Source organism: Gaetbulibacter sp. PBL-D1 (genome assembly GCF_050509525.1).
Classification (GTDB): domain Bacteria; phylum Bacteroidota; class Bacteroidia; order Flavobacteriales; family Flavobacteriaceae; genus Gaetbulibacter_B; species Gaetbulibacter_B jejuensis.
The window spans coordinates 107096-126227 of the sequence record NZ_JBNWKB010000006.1 but is presented as its reverse complement, the minus strand read 5'-3'; the positions used below and the strand labels follow the sequence as shown (position 1 = coordinate 126227).

General features: G+C 33.3%; 10 protein-coding genes. 7 read left to right on the top strand and 3 right to left on the bottom strand.

From position 1 onward, the window contains the following. The first annotated feature begins 76 nt into the window (after positions 1-76). Complete coding sequence (locus ACQ0RB_RS06780) at positions 77-4900, top strand: choice-of-anchor L domain-containing protein (RefSeq protein ID WP_430497411.1); 4824 nt, start codon at positions 77-79, stop codon at positions 4898-4900. A gap of 3 nt (positions 4901-4903) precedes the next feature. Here ACQ0RB_RS06780 and ACQ0RB_RS06775 read toward each other — a convergent pair whose 3' ends face one another. Next, positions 4904-6472, bottom strand: coding sequence for a TlpA family protein disulfide reductase (locus ACQ0RB_RS06775; RefSeq protein ID WP_430497409.1), 1569 nt, complete (start codon positions 6470-6472; stop codon positions 4904-4906). 123 nt (positions 6473-6595) lie between these two features. Between ACQ0RB_RS06775 and ACQ0RB_RS06770 the strand changes: the two genes are divergently transcribed. The 3 genes from ACQ0RB_RS06770 to uvrB all read left to right on the top strand — a co-directional run bounded on the left by ACQ0RB_RS06770 (position 6596) and on the right by uvrB (position 13961). Further along, on the top strand, positions 6596-8938 hold the full coding sequence (locus ACQ0RB_RS06770) for a choice-of-anchor L domain-containing protein (protein WP_430497407.1): 2343 nt from the start codon (positions 6596-6598) through the stop codon (positions 8936-8938). Positions 8939-9006: 68 nt separating this feature from the next. Further along, positions 9007-11919, top strand: a complete 2913-nt coding sequence (locus ACQ0RB_RS06765; protein ID WP_430497405.1) for a T9SS type B sorting domain-containing protein — start codon at positions 9007-9009, stop codon at positions 11917-11919. A 35-nt stretch (positions 11920-11954) separates the two neighbouring features. Next, a complete protein-coding gene (gene uvrB, locus ACQ0RB_RS06760; RefSeq protein WP_430497403.1) occupies positions 11955-13961 on the top strand; it encodes an excinuclease ABC subunit UvrB in 2007 nt (668 codons plus the stop codon). Between the two features lie 42 nt (positions 13962-14003). On the opposite strand, the gene ACQ0RB_RS06755 is transcribed toward uvrB, so the two are convergent. Beyond that, positions 14004-14405 (bottom strand): TerB family tellurite resistance protein, encoded by a 402-nt coding sequence (locus ACQ0RB_RS06755; protein WP_129761634.1) that lies wholly within the window; start codon positions 14403-14405, stop codon positions 14004-14006. A 315-nt stretch (positions 14406-14720) separates the two neighbouring features. On the opposite strand from ACQ0RB_RS06755, the gene ACQ0RB_RS06750 reads away from it, so the two are divergent. Beyond that, positions 14721-14978 (top strand): DUF1456 family protein, encoded by a 258-nt coding sequence (locus ACQ0RB_RS06750; RefSeq protein ID WP_129761633.1) that lies wholly within the window; start codon positions 14721-14723, stop codon positions 14976-14978. Positions 14979-15025: 47 nt separating this feature from the next. Here ACQ0RB_RS06750 and sucC read toward each other — a convergent pair whose 3' ends face one another. Continuing rightward, positions 15026-16216, bottom strand: coding sequence for an ADP-forming succinate--CoA ligase subunit beta (gene sucC / locus ACQ0RB_RS06745; RefSeq protein ID WP_131507770.1), 1191 nt, complete (start codon positions 16214-16216; stop codon positions 15026-15028). 236 nt (positions 16217-16452) lie between these two features. On the opposite strand from sucC, the gene lysA reads away from it, so the two are divergent. Both lysA and ACQ0RB_RS06735 read left to right on the top strand, forming a co-directional pair. Next, a complete protein-coding gene (gene lysA / locus ACQ0RB_RS06740; protein WP_129761631.1) occupies positions 16453-17658 on the top strand; it encodes a diaminopimelate decarboxylase in 1206 nt (401 codons plus the stop codon). A gap of 60 nt (positions 17659-17718) precedes the next feature. Beyond that, positions 17719-19074, top strand: a complete 1356-nt coding sequence (locus ACQ0RB_RS06735; protein WP_430497399.1) for a Kelch repeat-containing protein — start codon at positions 17719-17721, stop codon at positions 19072-19074. The last annotated feature ends 58 nt before the right edge of the window (positions 19075-19132 follow it).

Here is a 19132-nt window from a genome sequence, read left to right as displayed (position 1 = left end):
CAGCAAAATAAAAGAATCACTATTCAGCATGTCCCAAAACCATGTGTTGCTGTGAGTAAAACTTAACCTATTGATAATGAAAACCATCAAAATTTCCCTCCTTGTATTTGCATGTTTTTTATGTAACCAAGTATTCTCTCAACAAATTACTGTTGATAATACACTAACTGAACAACAACTTATTGAAAACACCCTTACTGAAGGTTGTGTAGAGATTACTAATATCAATTCGCAAGTTAATGGTAGCGTGAATGGATTTGGAAGTTTTGGTTATTTTGAAAGTGCGTCTTCAAACTTTCCTTTTGAAAATGGAATTATTCTTTCAACAGGTAATGCTGCTTCTGCAGGAAACACACAAAACAACGACATACTTAATGAAGGTGAAGACAATTGGCTTACCGATACCGATCTTGAAACCGCTTTAGGAATTACTGGGACATTAAACGCAACTTCTATTGAATTTGATTTTATTTCAATTTCAAACCAAGTGCAATTCAATTATATTTTAGCATCCGAAGAATATTTTGGTAATTTCCCATGTGAGTATTCTGATGGGTTTGCATTTCTTATTAGAGAAGCAGGAACCAATGATCCTTACACAAATATTGCAGTAATTCCTGGAACATCTACTCCTGTTAACACAAACACTATCCATGATGAAATTGCTGGGTTTTGTGCTGCTGAAAATGACGAGTATTTTGAAGGCTATAGTATTGGAGATACAAACTTCAATGGTCGAACTACTGTAATGACTGCTACTGCAACTATTACGCCTTATGTACAATATCATATAAAAATGATTATTGCCGACCAAACTGATGAAAACTATGATTCGGCTGTTTTTATTGAAGGGAATAGTTTTTATGCTGTTGTAGATTTAGGTGAAGACATTTCAACTTGTGCTGAATCTTTAACACTTAATGGAGATATCCAAAATGCTCAGGCTACTTACAGTTGGTATCTAAACAACACCTTAATTAATGGTGAAACTCAACCTGAACTTCATGTAACGCAATCTGGAACCTATACAGTTCAAATTGAAATTCCTATTTCAAACACAACTTGTATTATGGAAGATAGTGTTGACATTAGTTTAAGCTCTACGCAATCTGCCGATCCAATTTCAGATTATGAAATTTGTGATGATTTAAGTGGTGATGGTATTGAAACTTTTGATTTATCAACTAAAGACGCTGAAGTTTTAGCATCTGTACCAAATTCAACCTACAATTACTCATATCATTTAACAAATAATGATGCTGTAAACAATACAAATGCTATTACAACACCTATACAAAACACCTCTAACCCACAGACTATTTTTGTAAGAATTGAAGATGTAAATAACGGTTGTTTAGCTTTTAGTACGTTCAACTTAGTAGTTAACGAGCTACCTAATATTACAGCTCCTACAGATTTAGATGTTTGTGATGATGATACTGCTGATGGTTTAACTTTAATTGATTTAAGTGAAAAGGATGATGAAATTACTTCCGGACAAACTATTCTTGATGTTACCTATCACTTTACTCAAGCCGATGCTGACTCAGGAGCAAACCCAATTGCTTTACCATATAGCAACACCAGTCAAACAGAACAGTTATTTGTAAGAGTTACTAATTCGCAAACTGGTTGTGCATCAACTACAACACTAACTTTTAATGTGTTGGATAATCCTGTTATCAATACTGAAGACCTTTACATTGACGCTTGTGACCCAGAACATGATGGTTTTGCAACTTTTGACCTCAACACAATAACTGACGAGGTTTTAAATGGAATTACTGGAGTTTCAACTTCATTCCATGAAACATACGAAGATGCGTTGACATTAAGTAATCCAATAGCAAACCCTACTAGTTACGACAATATTACGTTTGAAGAGCAAACATTATATATAAGTGTTGTAGATGATGTTTCAGGATGTATTTCGGTTGCATCTTTTGAAATTCATGCAAATCTTTTACTAACAGGAACTACAATTAGAAATTTTTCGTTGTGCGACCAAGATAATGATGGCGAAGAAGCTTTCGACTTAGAAAATATAGCTATTTCAATTATAAACGACATCCCAAACGTAACAGTATCTTTTTATGAAACTGAAAGCGACAGAGACAATCAAATAAATGAAATAGATGTTACTGTTGCGTATGTTCCAGATGAAATTCCGCATACTTTATATATCGCATTACATAGCGACACTTGCACTGAATATGAAGACATAGAACTTAATCTAAACCCAATTATAGAATTTGACACCATAGGTAGTGTTAATTATTGTGATGACGACCAAGATGGTTTTACGCTTGTCGATCTTTCAATTTTTGACAGTATGGTTACTGAAGGGCAATCAGGGTTTACGGTTATGTACTATGAAACTGAAAGTGATGCCAATAGCAACACAAATGCATTACCTACTATGTACAGTAACATTTCTAATCCGCAAATACTATATACTAGGATTAGATATGACCAAACTGGTTGTGCTGATGTCAACTCGTTTGAGTTAAATATTATTCCTGCTCCTATTACAGCAACACCTAGTGATGTTGTAATTTGTGACGACAATCAAGATGGTATTTACACCATAGATTTAAATTCTAAAATTTCTGAATTGGTTTCAGATACAGCAAACAGAACATTTTCGTTCCACACCAGTTTATCTGATGCTGAAGCTAGTGCTAACGCAATTGCTAACCCTACTGCATACCCAAGTAATACTCAAACAATTTTCGTAAGGGTTGAAAATGCTACAACAGGATGCCATACTATTGAGTCTTTTGAAGTTATTGTAAACACACTTCCTAATTTTATAAACATAAGCAACTATAGTATTTGTGAGCAAAACAGCGACGGTTTTGGTGATTTTACATTCAATACAAAAGATGCTGAAATTCTCAACGGACAAGCAGGTAAAGAAGTGCTTTATTTTGAATCTCAAAACGATGCAGACAACCGCACAAACGCGATTGATAAAACTGTAGCTTATCAAAACTTAAGCAACCCACAAACCATTTTTGTAAGGGTTGAAAACACAACAGATCAAGATTGTTATGGCACTGCATCATTTACTATTGAAATGGGAAGCAATCCAGAGTTCAATGCACCAACCGATTGGTTTGTTTGTGACGATATTTCAAATGATGGCAGCGAAGTATTCGATCTAAACGAAAAAATAACTGAAATCTCTCAAGATATTCCTGAGAATTTAGACATTACATTTTACACCTCTTTGGTAGATTCTGAAAATGGCACAAACCCTATCGCTTTAAACTATGCCAATACTTCAAATCCGCAAACTATTTATGTGAGAATTGATAATGGTACAATTTGTAATTCATTAACCGCTTTTGAGGTAAATGTTATTCCTGCTCCTGAAGCTAGTCCTTCAGAACCATTAGTGTCCTGTGATGTGGATTATGATGGTATCGTAACTTTTGATTTAACCGATGCTGAAGTTGATATTTTTGACGTAAGACAAGACGATATTGTTATTGCTTACTACGAAACACTTAACGATTTAGAAAACGAAACCAACCCAATTGCAGACCCTGAAAACTATAACAACATTTCAAACCCACAAACGGTTTATGTAAGAATTACAAATACGGTTTCTAACTGCTATTTAGGATTACCGTTAGAGCTAATTGTAAACCTACCTCCTACTATAAACGATTTTGAATCAATTAGTATTTGTGATAATGTTGACAGTTACTACAATCTTAATGAAGTGAATGCTTTAGTAACTTCTGAAAATGATGCTGTTGTCACCTATTATCTTAATGCCAATGATGCCTTAACTGCAAATAATGTAATTGCTACAGACTACACGTATCAAACCAATAACGACACAATACACGTTAGAATTGAAAATGGCACAACAGGTTGTTTTACTACCTATGCATTTCAATTAGAGGTAAATCCATTACCTGTTGCATATCAACCAAGTGATTTGGAAGATTGCGACGATGATTTTGACGGATTTTTAACTTTTGACATATCGCAACAAAACGCAACAATTTTAGGAACACAAAGCCCTAATAACTTTACTGTAACGTATCACAACAGTGAAGCTGATGTTAATACAGGAGACAATAATTTACCAGACTTGTATGATGCTATTGATGGAGAAATCATTTACGTAAGAGTTGAAAACAATACAACAGGATGTTACATAACCACTCAATTTACAACTCATGTTTATGCAAGACCTATTGTTGATATTGATGATCAAACCTTGTGTTTAAACAATTCACCTTTATACGTAACTGCAGAAACAAACAACCCTGGAGACGAATACATTTGGTCCACAAACCAAACCACTCCAGATATTGAAATTACTGAAATTGGTTCGTACTGGGTTACTGTAATCACGCCTTTTGGATGTTCTACAACTAGTGAGTTTGAAGTTATAGAATCTGAAACTGCGATTATAGAGTTTACTGAAACTTTAGATTTTTCTGACCCAAATTCTATTACTGTTAATGTAAGCGGAATTGGTGACTATCTGTATATTTTAGATAATGGTGTACCACAAGAATCTAACTTTTTCAATAATGTTACTTTAGGATACCATACCATTACTGTAATGGATATTAATGGTTGTGCTGAAGCTACTAGAGAAGTTGTAGTGGTTGATGCGCCTAAATTCTTTACACCAAATAATGATGGCTATTTTGATACTTGGCATATCTCTGGTATAGAAACCTTACCTGGTTCCATAGTATATATTTACGACCGTTATGGCAAACTTATTAAGCAATTAACCTCAAACTCTGCTGGATGGAATGGGTTCTATAATGGAAACCGAATGCCTACAAGCGACTACTGGTTTGTTGCTAAAATAATAAGTGATGATGGAGAGTTTGAAGTTAAAGGACATTTTACGTTAAAAATCTAAAAATCACTTCACTTCATTTATTATTCTTTTAAAGTTTAAACTATCAGAAGGATGTGGAGCACTTCTTAAAACTATTTGGTTGTTCTTATTTAAAATCACATATCTAGGAATAGCAGTAATCTTTAAAAATTTTGCTAATGAAGAATTAGTACCATTTAATAAGAAATACTGATTTCTAACTGTTAGGTATTCACTTAATTCTTTAGACATATCCAACCATTTACTTTTATTCTCATCTATAGATAAATAAATCCACTCAACATTATCTTCAACAATAAGCTTATCTTTGAATGATTTTGTTGTTTGAATTTCTGAAATACAAGGTCCACACCAACTCGCCCAAAAATTTAAGACTCTTGTTCGCTTATCTGATCGTCCAAAAATTTCCCTTAACGTTAATGTATCTCCAAATTTATTAATCAACTTGGAATCTAAAGCTCTATCAGACAATTTATAATCGAAAGAGCTTAAATCTTCTTTCATTTCCTGAATTTTTTCTCTGTAGTCCTTCTTTGAAACTTTTACTTCGTATTCATCAAGTATATTTTTCATAAAATCTACATTTTGAATGCTGTGCCCAAATCCATGTAAATTATAATCATATAGCATTCGAATTATCGCATAATCTCGTATTTCCCCTTCAAGATTAGTCTCTATATATTCTTTTTCAGCTAAAAGTTTCTCTCTAGAATAGTCTGGATGATTTGAAGTTTCAAAATAATGACTAATAAAAGCGTTTAAAGTATTCTTATAACGAGGAATGTATAAAGAATTTGGCTCCTTAAAATCTTCAATTGTAGTATTGTTTAAATATTTATTACTATTAAAAACAGTCTCTTTGTTTACATATTCTTGTTCTATGAAAGTCTTTAACCCATCTAAAGAATTATAATAAGCTCCTTCCCAACCTCCTACTTTTTCATATCGTGGACAAATAAGATTATACAAATAAGTATATTTTAAATAATCTTTTACGATTTTTATTTCACTATTTGATGTTACATTATAATCATCAATATAGCTTTCAAATAATTTATTTCTTTCATTATTAATAGAATCAACTCTATTTTTATAATCTTCTATGTTTCCTTTATAAGGGTTTCTACCATACTCTAAATTAGAGTAGCTATTTATTTCATACAAAAAATTATTAATAGCTGCATTTTTTCCTTTAAACACAATCTTATGGTCTTTTATTTCGTAAAAAACCGTGTCTCCTGGTACATATAAAATATCTGTGTAATAAAAGTGTTCATCATTTCCCCAAGACATTGTTTCCATTATCAATGGTTGACTTATTGAGTCTAATACCATAATCATTGTGTCTTGGTTTACTTCTTTTTTTGTGTCTTTATGATTTTTTCCAAATGAATAAGTGGGATTTAAAGGCACTAAAAAATTGAAAACATTCTCATCATCAGACACGCACTTAACAACTACTTTTTCTGAGTTATACTCTACTTTTTCTATAGCATCATTATTTACTTTAGTAGTCTTTTTTTCTTTAAGACAACTAGTAAAAAGTAGAATTAAAACACATATAATTCTATACCTCGATTGTTGAATTCTCATATTTATCATTAAATCCTTCTAAATATAAGAATTTCAGCTCTCTATATCACATTCCTTTCTTTAACATTTCTTCAACGAAATACATTAAAGCATTATGTATCTTTGCAATCGGAAAAATTGCAAATGAACAAAGTAGTTATTATAGTATTTTTGTGTATGTGTACGTTTACCTATGGCCAAAACATTCAGGTAGACAGTCAAACCTATACACCTCAACAACTCATTGAAGACATTCTAATTGACAGCAACTGTATTGATAACGTTGTGGTGACCAATGTTTCTGGTGGCGATTTTGGAAACACCGACCAAAGTTACGGCTATTTCGATGCTGCTGGAACAACCTTTCCCTTACAAAGTGGTATTGTGCTTAGTACAGGACGTTTATCAAATGTACCTGGACCTAACACTTCATTAAGTGATGATGATGCTCCAAACTGGCTTGGAGATACTGACCTTGAAAATGCATTAAACGAGTCTAACACTACTAATGCTACTATTATTGAATTTGAATTTTCTTCAGTAGCTTCACAAGTAAGTTTTAGATACTTATTTGCTTCAGAAGAATACCAAGAAGGCAACTCTAATACCTGTCAATATTCAGATTTGTTTGGGTTTTTAATCAAACCTGCAAACCAACAACAATATACTAACATTGCTCTAATACCTAACACGCAAACGCCTGTAAAAGTAACTACAGTACATTCAGGAATTCCTGGAAGTTGCGCTCCTATTAACGAAGCGTATTTTGGAAGTTGGAATGGTGCTAACACACCTATCAATTTTAATGGTCAAACTACTGTTTTAACTGCAACTGCTGACATAGTTCCTAATGAAACGTATCATGTAAAACTTGTCATTGCCGACGAGCAAAACTACAGGTACGACTCTGCTGTATTTTTAGAAGCTGGAAGTTTTGAGCTTTCAACAAACTTAGGTCCTGACAGATTATTAGCCAACAACAATGCTGTTTGTGAAGGAGAAACCTTAGAATTAAGTGCTTACCAAAATGGACAAAACACCTACGAGTGGTATAGAGATGGTGTATTAGTTCAAGGTGCTCAAACAGGTTGTGGAACCTGTGGAACATATACTGTTTCTCAACCAGGTACATACACAGTAGAAGTAGGATTGGCTAATAGTTGTATTTCTTATGGTGAAGTGGTTGTTGAGTACTCACCCAACCCAATAGTTTTTGATTCGGTATTAATTGAATGTGACCAAAATCAAGATGGTATTACTTATTACAACTTGTTTGATGCCTCACAAGATGTTACTAATAATGACGCTTCACTTCTTGTTACTAATTTTTACCTTTCGGAAAATGATGCGCTCAATGAGGTCAACGAAATACCAAATGCCAGCAATTTTCAAAATAGTAATCCTTTTCAAACAGTTTATGCTCGTGTAGAAAATGAAAACCGATGCTCTAACATTGCTGCTGTAGAATTACAAATATCCAATAACACCTTATCTATACCTAATGCCGAAGCTTGTGATGGCGAAGTCATTGATGGCTTTGGAGAATTTGATTTAACCGAAATTTCAACCTCCTTTGAAGATCAAATTCCAACTGGAGCAACAGTTCAATACTACGAAACTGAAGCTGATGCCTTTAGTGAAACCAATGCGTTGAGCTCTCCTTATCAAAATAGTACAGCATACAATCAAACGCTTTTTGTTAAAGTAACAACAGCCAACAACCAATGTTATAGCATTGGCACTGTAGCTTTAGAAGTACTTTATACGCCTACCCTTTTAGAAGACGAAACGTTTATTTACTGCCTCAACACCTATCCTGAAACTATAACATTATATGGAGGTGTTCTTAACGATTCTCCAAGTAACTACTATTATGAATGGTTATTTAATGGAAATTCAACAACAGTAAATACCTCTTTTAACAACATTAACGAAGTTGGCACGTACACTGTTATTGTAACTGACCCTAATGGATGTTCTGCTTCAAGAACCATTACGGTTGAAGCTTCAAACATAGCTCCCATAGAAAATATTACTATTGAAGAAGGCACATTTAACAATACAATATCTGTAACCGTTAGTGGTGAAGGCATGTATGAATATGCTTTAGATAATGGTGCTTATCAAGACGAATCTGTATTTTATGATGTTCTTCCTGGATTTCACACAGTTTATGTTAAAGACAAAAATGATTGTGGAGTTGCTGAACAACTTATTTCAGTACTTGGTTTTCCTAAATTTTTCTCACCAAATGGTGACACAATTAAAGACACATGGAAAGTATATGGAACCAATGAGCAATTTAACCAAGGTATTGATATAAAAATATTTAATCGCTATGGTAAGTTATTGGCTTCAAGAAATCACCTTACTAATGGTTGGGATGGTACTTTTAAAGGTAAGGCTTTACCAAGTGACGACTATTGGTATCTTGTGACTTTACCTGACGGAAGAACTTACCGAGGACATTTTGCATTGCTTAGGTAATTAGATAACCCTAACTTAACAAAAAAATCAACTTACATTTATTACTTTTGCTCGTTCAAAAATAATAAATGAAAAAGCTCCTATTTATTTGCTTTGCTGTAATGGCTTATTCTTTTACAGTAAAAGCTTCATCAAAAAGCAATTCTAATTCTACTTTTTACTGTCCAAGTCCTGTTATTAATTCCTTTAGTCCTTCTCAAGGTCCAGTTAATACTCAAGTTACATTAGTAGGAAGTAATTTTGAAAACACTGCATCAGTTAATATAGATGGCGTTAGTGCTAGTTTTACAATTGTTAGTAATAATGAATTGTTAGTCACTATTCCTGAAGGAGCTGAAAGTTCAGCTATTACTGTTTTAACAACTGGAGCTTGTTCTGGTACTTCCGCAAACAGTTTTACCGTTTTAGAAGATTCTTGTAGTATTGGAGAAGTTTACATTTCTGAGGTTTATGACTCTGAAACAGGAAGCTATGGTGCTGTAGAACTTTATAACCCTACCAACACTGTAATTAACTTAAATGGTGTTTACGAATTACAACGTTTTGGCGATATTGGTGATGCTACTCCAAGCGCAATTATTCCACTAACAGGAACTATTGCACCACAAAGCACATACATGATTGTAATGGGAAGCACAGGTAATACATGTAGTGGATTTCCTATTGGAGATGCTGTTGCTGCTGGTATTAATGATAATGATGAAATTAAACTCGTAAAAAACAGTACTGTAATTGATGTCGTTGAAGCTATTGATGAAAGAGGTTACACTATAATTAGAAATGCAAACGCTACTGCTCCTTTGGATACTTATAATGTTAGTGATTGGAGCATTAGTACTTTTGAAGACTGTAGTAATTTAAATACCCACACTGATACTGCTAACAATACTATTCCTGAAATTACCGATCCTATCTCACAAACAATTTGTGAAAATGGAATGATAACTTTTTCCACATCTTTAAACAACAGTATTTTTCAGTACCAATGGAAAGTCCTAGATACGTCAGGAAACTGGGTAGATGTTCCTAATAGCAGCCCTTATTCTAACCCACAAAATAGTTGGCTAGATATTACAAATGTCCCTCTAAGTTTTAATGGTAATCAGTACTATTGTGAAGTCACTTACAACTCATGTACGTTAATTACCAATGCTGCTCAAATTACTATAGATACACCAGAAGTCGACACACTTCCTGATGTTGACGTTTGTACCGAATACACATTGCCAACACTTACGAATGGAAACTACTTTACTGGAACTAACGGAACAGGAACACAGCTTAATGCTGGTGACAACATAACCACTAACCAAACTATCTATATTTACAATGAAGTTGGCACTGCTCCAAACACCTGCTCTAACGAAAGTAGTTTTGAAATAACCATCACTGGAACTCCTAGCGTTGACACACTTCCTGATGTTGACGTTTGTACCGAATACACATTGCCAACACTTACAAACGGAAACTATTACACAGCAACTAACGGAACAGGAACACAGCTTAATGCTGGTGACAACATAAACACTAACCAAACTATTTATATTTACAATGAAGTTGGTACTGCTCCAAACACCTGCTCTAACGAAAGTAGTTTTGAAATAACCATTATAGGAACTCCTAGCGTTGACTCGCTTCCTGATGTTGAAGTTTGCTCTGAATACACATTACCAACTCTTACCAATGGAAACTATTACACAGCAACTAACGGAACAGGAACACAGCTCAATGCTGGTGACAACATAACCACTAACCAAACTATTTATATTTACAATGAAGTTGGCACTGCTCCAAACACCTGCTCTAACGAAAGTAGTTTTGAAATAACCATTACAGGAACACCTAGCGTTGACTCGCTTCCTGATGTTGAAGTTTGTACCGAATACACATTGCCAACACTTACCAACGGAAACTACTTTACTGAAACTAACGGAACAGGAACAATGCTTAATGCTGGTGACAACATAACCACTAACCAAACTATTTATATTTACAATGAAGTTGGTACTGCTCCAAACAACTGCTCTAACGAAAGTAGTTTTGAAATAACCATTATAGGAACTCCTAGCGTTGACTCGCTTCCTGATGTTGACGTTTGCTCTGAATACACATTACCAACTCTTACCAATGGAAACTATTACACAGCAACTAACGGAACAGGAACACAGCTTAATGCTGGTGACAACATAACCACTAACCAAACTATTTATATTTACAATGAAGTTGGTACTGCTCCAAACAACTGCTCTAACGAAAGTAGTTTTGAAATAACCATTACAGGAACACCTAGCGTTGACTCGCTTCCTGATGTTGACGTTTGTACCGAATACACATTGCCAACACTTACAAACGGAAACTATTACACTGCAACTAATGGAACAGGAACACAGCTTAATGCTGGTGACAACATAACCACTAACCAAACTATTTATATTTACAATGAAGTTGGTACTGCTCCAAATACCTGCTCTAACGAAAGTAGTTTTGAAATAACCATATACCCAGCAACCGATTTTAGTTTAGACTCCACAAATATTATCATTGGCGCTAATAACATTACTGTTGTTATGGACGACTCTAGTATTAATTATGAGTTTGCTATTGATAATTCCAATTTCCAAACGAGTACTATCTTTAATAATCTAAGCGAAGGTTTCCATACTCTTTTTGTTCAAGATGCAAATGGATGCGTTATAAAATCTTTACAATTCTTAATTCAAGCAAGTTTACATATTCCTAAATTTTTCACTCCAAATAGTGATGGCTTCAATGACACTTGGATGGTATATGACCCAAACAATAGTGTCAAAGAAATTTTTATATTCAATAGATACGGTAAACTACTTAAACAGCTTTCTCCAAACTCTTATGGTTGGGATGGAACTTACAATGGTAACAATCTAGAGTCTAATGACTATTGGTATCTTATTACTTTGCATAACAACCAAGAGCTTAAAGGTCATTTTACATTAAAACGGTAGTTGAATACTCGCAATCTTTATCGTAAATTTGTGTTATGCGATTTAAGATAGAGTCAGAATTTAAGCCTACAGGAGACCAACCCAAAGCTATAAAACAATTAGCTACTGGTATAGAGAGTAATGAAAAATACCAAACGCTTCTTGGTGTTACAGGTTCAGGTAAGACATTTACTGTTGCCAATGTTGTTCAAGAAGTGCAAAGACCAACTTTGGTTTTAGCGCATAACAAAACATTAGCAGCACAATTATACAGTGAGTTCAAGCAGTTTTTTCCTGACAATGCTGTAGAGTATTTTGTGTCTTATTATGACTACTACCAACCAGAAGCTTACATTCCTGTATCTGGTGTTTACATTGAAAAAGACTTATCAATAAACGAAGAAATTGAGAAGATGCGTTTAAGTACAACCTCTTCTCTGCTGTCTGGTCGTAGAGATGTTTTGGTAGTTGCTTCAGTGTCTTGCTTGTATGGTATTGGAAACCCAATTGAATTTCAAAAGAATGTAATTTCTATTGAAGTTGACCAAACCATTTCCCGAACCAAACTGCTCCATCAACTTGTGCAAAGTTTGTATTCGCGTACTGAAGCCGATTTTAATCATGGTAATTTCAGAATAAAAGGTGATACAGTAGATATTTTCCCTGGTTATGCAGATAATGCATTCAGAATTCATTTCTTTGGAGACGAAATTGAAGAGATTGAAGCGTTCAACCCAATAAGCAATGAAATTATTGAACGTTATGAAAAGCTCAACATCTATCCTGCAAATATGTTTGTGACCTCTCCTGAAGTCTTACAAAATGCAATAAAAGACATTCAAGATGATTTAGTAAAACAACATGATTATTTCAAAGAAATTGGTAAACATTTGGAAGCCAAACGTCTTAAAGAACGTACCGAATTTGACCTTGAAATGATTCGCGAACTTGGGTATTGCTCAGGTATTGAAAACTATTCGAGATACCTAGATGGTAGAGCTCCTGGAACGCGACCGTTCTGTTTGCTAGATTATTTCCCTGATGATTTTCTTATGGTTGTGGATGAAAGTCATGTAACCATATCGCAAGTGCATGCTATGTATGGAGGTGACAGAAGTCGAAAAGAAAATCTGGTTGAATACGGTTTTAGGTTGCCTGCAGCTATGGATAATAGGCCTTTAAAGTTTGAAGAGTTTGAAGCTTTACAAAACCAAGTAATTTATGTAAGTGCTACTCCTGCAGATTATGAACTTCAAAAAACCGATGGTGTTTATGTTGAGCAAGTGATTAGGCCTACAGGTCTATTAGACCCTGAAATTGAAGTTAGACCGAGTTTAAATCAAATTGATGATTTAATAGAAGAAATTCAGCAACGTGTTGAAAAAGATGAGCGCACACTTGTTACTACACTTACCAAACGTATGGCAGAAGAGCTTACCAAATATCTGGAGCGCATACAAATTCGTTGTCGTTACATTCATAGTGATGTAGATACTTTGGAACGTGTTGAGATTATGCAAGATTTAAGAAAAGGCTTGTTTGATGTACTTGTAGGTGTCAACTTGCTTCGTGAAGGGTTAGATTTACCTGAAGTGTCTTTAGTTGCTATTTTAGATGCTGATAAAGAAGGTTTTTTACGTTCAGCACGCTCATTAACCCAAACCGTTGGTAGAGCTGCGCGTAACCTTAACGGTAAAGCCATTATGTATGCTGATAAAATTACCAATAGTATGCAAAAAACCATTGATGAAACTAATTACAGACGTGAAAAACAAATTGCTTATAACACAGCTAACAATATTACACCAAAAGCATTAAACAAAAGTTTGGATAATGCCTTAGCAAAAAACTCAGTGAGTACTTACAGCTATGAACTAGAAGCTTTAAAAGCTGCAGAACCTGAAAATGAATATTTAACAAAAGGTGAATTAGAAAAGAAAATACGCGAAAAACGTAAATCAATGGAACAAGCTGCCAAAGCATTGGACTTTATTGTTGCTGCTCAATTAAGGGATGAAATTAAAGTCTATCAAGAGAAGTTAGAAAAACTAAAAGTAAAGTGATTTGTGTTTAACATTTAGAACAACTGCTAACTGCTTACAAATCTAATTATATTGTACTTTAAAGATGTCAATTAAAAAATCTGGTGGTACAATTTTGTTTGGGAAACTTTCCATTAAATCCAACACTCTATTTATAGATTCGTGGCTTAAGCCCATTCTCAACCCAAAATTATGTAACCTTACAAGTTCTTTGGAAGTAAATTCTTTATCCAAATTCATTAACAACACCAATCTATGGAATTGTACAATGCGTTCGCTGTGCGATTTTAAATGCACATAATGTACTGGAGACTTAAATAAATAATCAAAATCTTCTTTAGATATTTCTAATTGTTTAGCGATGCCTAAAAGAAAATTGTATTCAATGGATTTAATATTCTCATCTTTCATAGCGAATGCTATCATCTCGGATAACAGACTCAACTTTTCAACACGATTTATCATACCTGAGGGAGTAATTATTACTTTTTATAAAGTTAAATAGATAAATACTTTTATTGTCGTCGATATTTCGTCGCTTATCGAAAAAAAAGATGTCATTCATCGTAGTTTTCTTACGTTCGTATATTTATTTCATATAAATAACTAAAAATCAACACGTTAACAACATATGCGCATTTCGTCGATTTTATAGACTTAAAAAAACAAGTTCGATGAAATGCACATTAGGAAATCGTTAAATTTATTGTACTTTGGTTTTTTATTAATGATTTCAAAAAATTCAGAGAAAAATCACCTTCTCAATTAAGTTAACAGACTATGACAAACAACGATATATTTAAAAAATTACGAGTAGCTCATAAATTAAGAGACGATGAAATTGTTGAAATTTTAGCTTTGGTTGATTTTAGAATTTCAAAAAGTGAACTTGGTGCTTTTTTCAGAAAAGAAGACCATCCTAAATATATGGAATGTGGCGACCAAATTTTACGTAACTTTTTAAATGGACTTATCATTCATTTACGTGGTCCGATGCCTAAAAAGGAAAATTCAAATAAACCACAAAAAAAGAGTTGAAACTTAAAAGCCTCAACTCTCTTATCTATTTTGGATTTATAATATTCTTAAGCCAATACCTGCTGTACTTTATCTGCAGCTTCTTGGAACTCAGTAGCACTTAGTACATCTAATCCTGAATTATCAATTAATTCTTTAGCGATATCAGCATTAGTTCCTTGTAAACGTACAATAATTGGCACGTTTATAGTTCCCATGTTTTTATAAGCATCAATTACACCTTGTGCAACACGATCACAACGAACAATACCACCAAAGATGTTAATTAAAATAGCTTTTACGTTAGGATCTTTTAAGATAATCTTAAACGCAGCTTCTACACGAGCAGCATCAGCAGTACCACCAACGTCTAAGAAGTTAGCTGGCTCTCCACCTGCTTGCTTAATCAAATCCATAGTTGCCATTGCTAAACCAGCACCATTTACCATACAACCAACGTTTCCATCAAGGTCAACATAGTTAAGTCCAACTTCTTTAGCTTCAACTTCAATAGGATTTTCTTCGCGTAAATCTCTTAAATCTATATAGTCTTTGTGACGGTAAAGTGCATTGTCATCAATAGTCACTTTAGCATCAACAGCCATAATTTTGTCATCACTTGTTTTTAAAACCGGATTAATCTCAAAAAGAGAAGAATCAGACTTTACATAAGCAGTATATAATGAAGAAACAAATTTTGTCATTTCTTTAAAAGCTACTCCACTCAACCCTAAGTTAAATGCAATACGTCTTGCTTGAAAAGGCATTAAACCTACAGCAGGATCAACTTCTTCATGAAAAATTAAGTGTGGTGTTTCTTCAGCAACAGTTTCAATATCCATTCCACCTTCAGTAGAATACATAATCATATTTTTACCTGTACCACGATTTAAAAGCACAGACATGTAAAACTCGTCTGGTTCACTATCACCTGGATAATACACATCCTCAGCAACTAACACTTGGTGTACTTTTTTACCTTCAGCAGAAGTTTGAGGCGTAACCAAATTCATTCCTATGATTTGTCCTGCTATACTTTCTACTTCTTGAAGGTTTTTGGCTAGTTTAACTCCTCCTCCTTTTCCGCGTCCACCTGCATGAACTTGAGCTTTTATAACATGCCAACCTGTTCCAGTTTCTTCAGTTAATTGCTTAGCAGCAGCTACTGCTTCTTGAGCGTTTTGGGCTACAATACCACGTTGTACGCGAACTCCAAAACCTGCTAATATGTCTTTTCCTTGATATTCGTGTAAATTCATAATTCGCTATAAAGTTTAAGTGGGACAAATGTAATTAATAGAGATTACTTACCCTAATATTTACTCGATAATTGAAATTTTAATCCTCTAAAAAAATACTGTCATAAAAGTCTTTTATTCTAGATAAAATTATTTGTTAATTATTTAACACAATGTTTAAATTGTGTGATATTTTAAATCTTAAATTTCAATTTAAAGGGAATAAAATACCTTTGGAAAAAATTTGCACCAATATAATGTTAGAAAAGCAACTACTTAATATCGCTCAAGAATTCGGGAGTCCTGTTTATGTATATGATTCTGAAAAAATAACCTCTCAATACAAGAGATTAACCAATGCTTTTAATAAAGTAAAACATCTTAAAATCAATTATGCTGCTAAAGCATTGTCAAACATTTCAGTATTAAAATTATTAAAAGGATTAGGTTCAGGACTCGATACTGTTTCTATTCAAGAAGTACAATTAGGTTTAGCTGCTGGTTTTTCACCTGAAACTATTATTTATACGCCTAATGGTGTATCACTAGAAGAAATTGAAACTGCAGCAAAACTTGGTGTACAAATAAATATTGACAACCTTTCTATTTTAGAGCAGTTTGGGACAAAGTATCCTAAAGTTCCTGTTTGCATTAGAATAAATCCGCATGTTATGGCTGGCGGAAACACTAATATTTCTGTTGGACATATTGATAGTAAATTTGGTATTTCCATTCACCAAATTCCGCATATACTTCGTATTGTAGAAAACACCAAAATGACCATCAATGGTATTCACATGCACACTGGTAGTGATATTTTGGATATTGATGTGTTTTTATATGCCAGCGAAATATTATTTGACACAGCTAAACACTTTAAAAATTTAGAGTTTTTAGATTTTGGTTCAGGATTTAAAGTTCCTTATAAAGAAGGTGACATTGAAACCAACATTGAAGAGTTTGGTAAAAAACTAACGAAACGATTTAATACCTTTTGCAAAGAATATGGTAAAGAGCTCACTTTAGCTTTTGAACCAGGAAAATTTTTAGTGAGTGAAGCTGGTTACTTTTTAGCTAAAGTAAATGTTGTAAAACAAACTACCTCAACGGTTTTTGCTCAAATAGACTCTGGTTTTAATCATTTAATAAGACCAATGCTTTATGGTTCTCAGCACGAAATAGTCAATATTTCGAACCCAAAAGGAAGAGAACGCTTTTACTCGGTTGTAGGTTACATTTGTGAAACCGACACCTTTGCCAATAACCGACGAATAAATGAAATTGCTGAAGGTGATATTCTTGCGTTTAAAAACGCTGGAGCCTACTGCTACTCTATGTCTTCAAACTATAACTCACGTTATCGTCCTGCTGAAGTATTATGGCATAAAGGACAAGCGCAATTGATTAGAAAACGAGAAACTTTTGAGGACATTTTAAAAAATCAGGTAGAGATAGACATTTAACTTTTATTGACTGCATTTAACATCTTTATTTTTTAATTTTATTGCAAACTATACTATAATTTGCAAAAAATTGCTCTAATACTGTTTTTGTTATCTCTTTCATTACATGGTCAAACCATTGAAGGTGTAGTTTTAGATTTTGACACAAAAATTCCATTAGAAAGTGTTAGTGTTATTTTTAAAGACGGTAAAACAGGAACTGCAACTAACTCTTCTGGAAAGTTTAGATTAAAACTCAAAACCAAACCTTCAAACAAAGACAGCATTACTTTTTCAGCTATTGGTTACTCCACAATAAAAGTGAGTGTTGAAGATTTTCATAAAAACCAAAATACCATACTTTTAAAGAGCAAAATAGAAGCTCTGAATAAAGTTACAGTCACTTCAAACATAAAATTAAAACCTAAAATATCTTATGAAAAGATTGAACCTTTAAGTAAAGGTGTTTATGCTTCTAGCTCTATAATTATCAATAACAATGTATATATAGTTGGTGGTGATGTATCACATATTGAAGATATAAATAAAAGAGTATTTAAACAGGTAAGTGAAATACCTGAAGCTAGCCTTAGTGATTTTTTAAAGGCATTAAGAAGTAATTATACTTGGGAAAAATACACTGATAAAATTCAGGTTTACAATCTTGACAACGAAACATTAACTACTTTACCTTCACAACTCCAAGAAAGAGCATATCATAAAATTGTTTCGGTTAATGATTCCATATATGTTTTAGGAGGAAAAAGTCTTTCAACAAATAGAAAACGTGAATACCTAAAAAACACAATTGAGGTTGTTGATTTAAACACTACCAAAATTATTGAAGATGAAACTTTTCCGCATCAAGCAATAAATTTTACTGCAATTGCTTATGACAGAAACATAGTAATAATGGGAGGCTCTACTAAACTTAAAAAAAATGGAGACAAAATTTTTACTAATGAATCTCATATATACAACTTAGATTCTGGTCTTTGGTATGAATTAAAAAATCTCACAAAACCCAAGGAAACCCAAGGCATTATCATTGGAAACACGATTTACTTAATTGGCGGATTCAATGGTAAAGCATTAAAAGAAATTGAATCTTATAACTTAACTTTAGGAGAATGGACTCATGAAGCTGATTTATTTTTTGGTATAAAAAGACCTTCTCTCTGTAATTCCAACGACACAATTTATATTTTTGATGACGACAATATATTTACTTACAACACTACCGCAAAAACACTTAAACAGTTTAAAATAGATTTACATTTAAAAGAAACTGAAATGCATTATTACAAAAATGCACTTTATATTTTTGGAGGCTATCATGTAGATGAATTTTCAAAAGTACCTTCAAAAAAAGTGTATAAAATTAGTCTAAAAGCGTTTTCATCTACAAAACCTATTGAAACTAAGATTTTCAAATAAAAGCTTTATATTTCTTTTTTTATTACCTTTAGCTTACCCTAAAGTCTTAATTAATAGC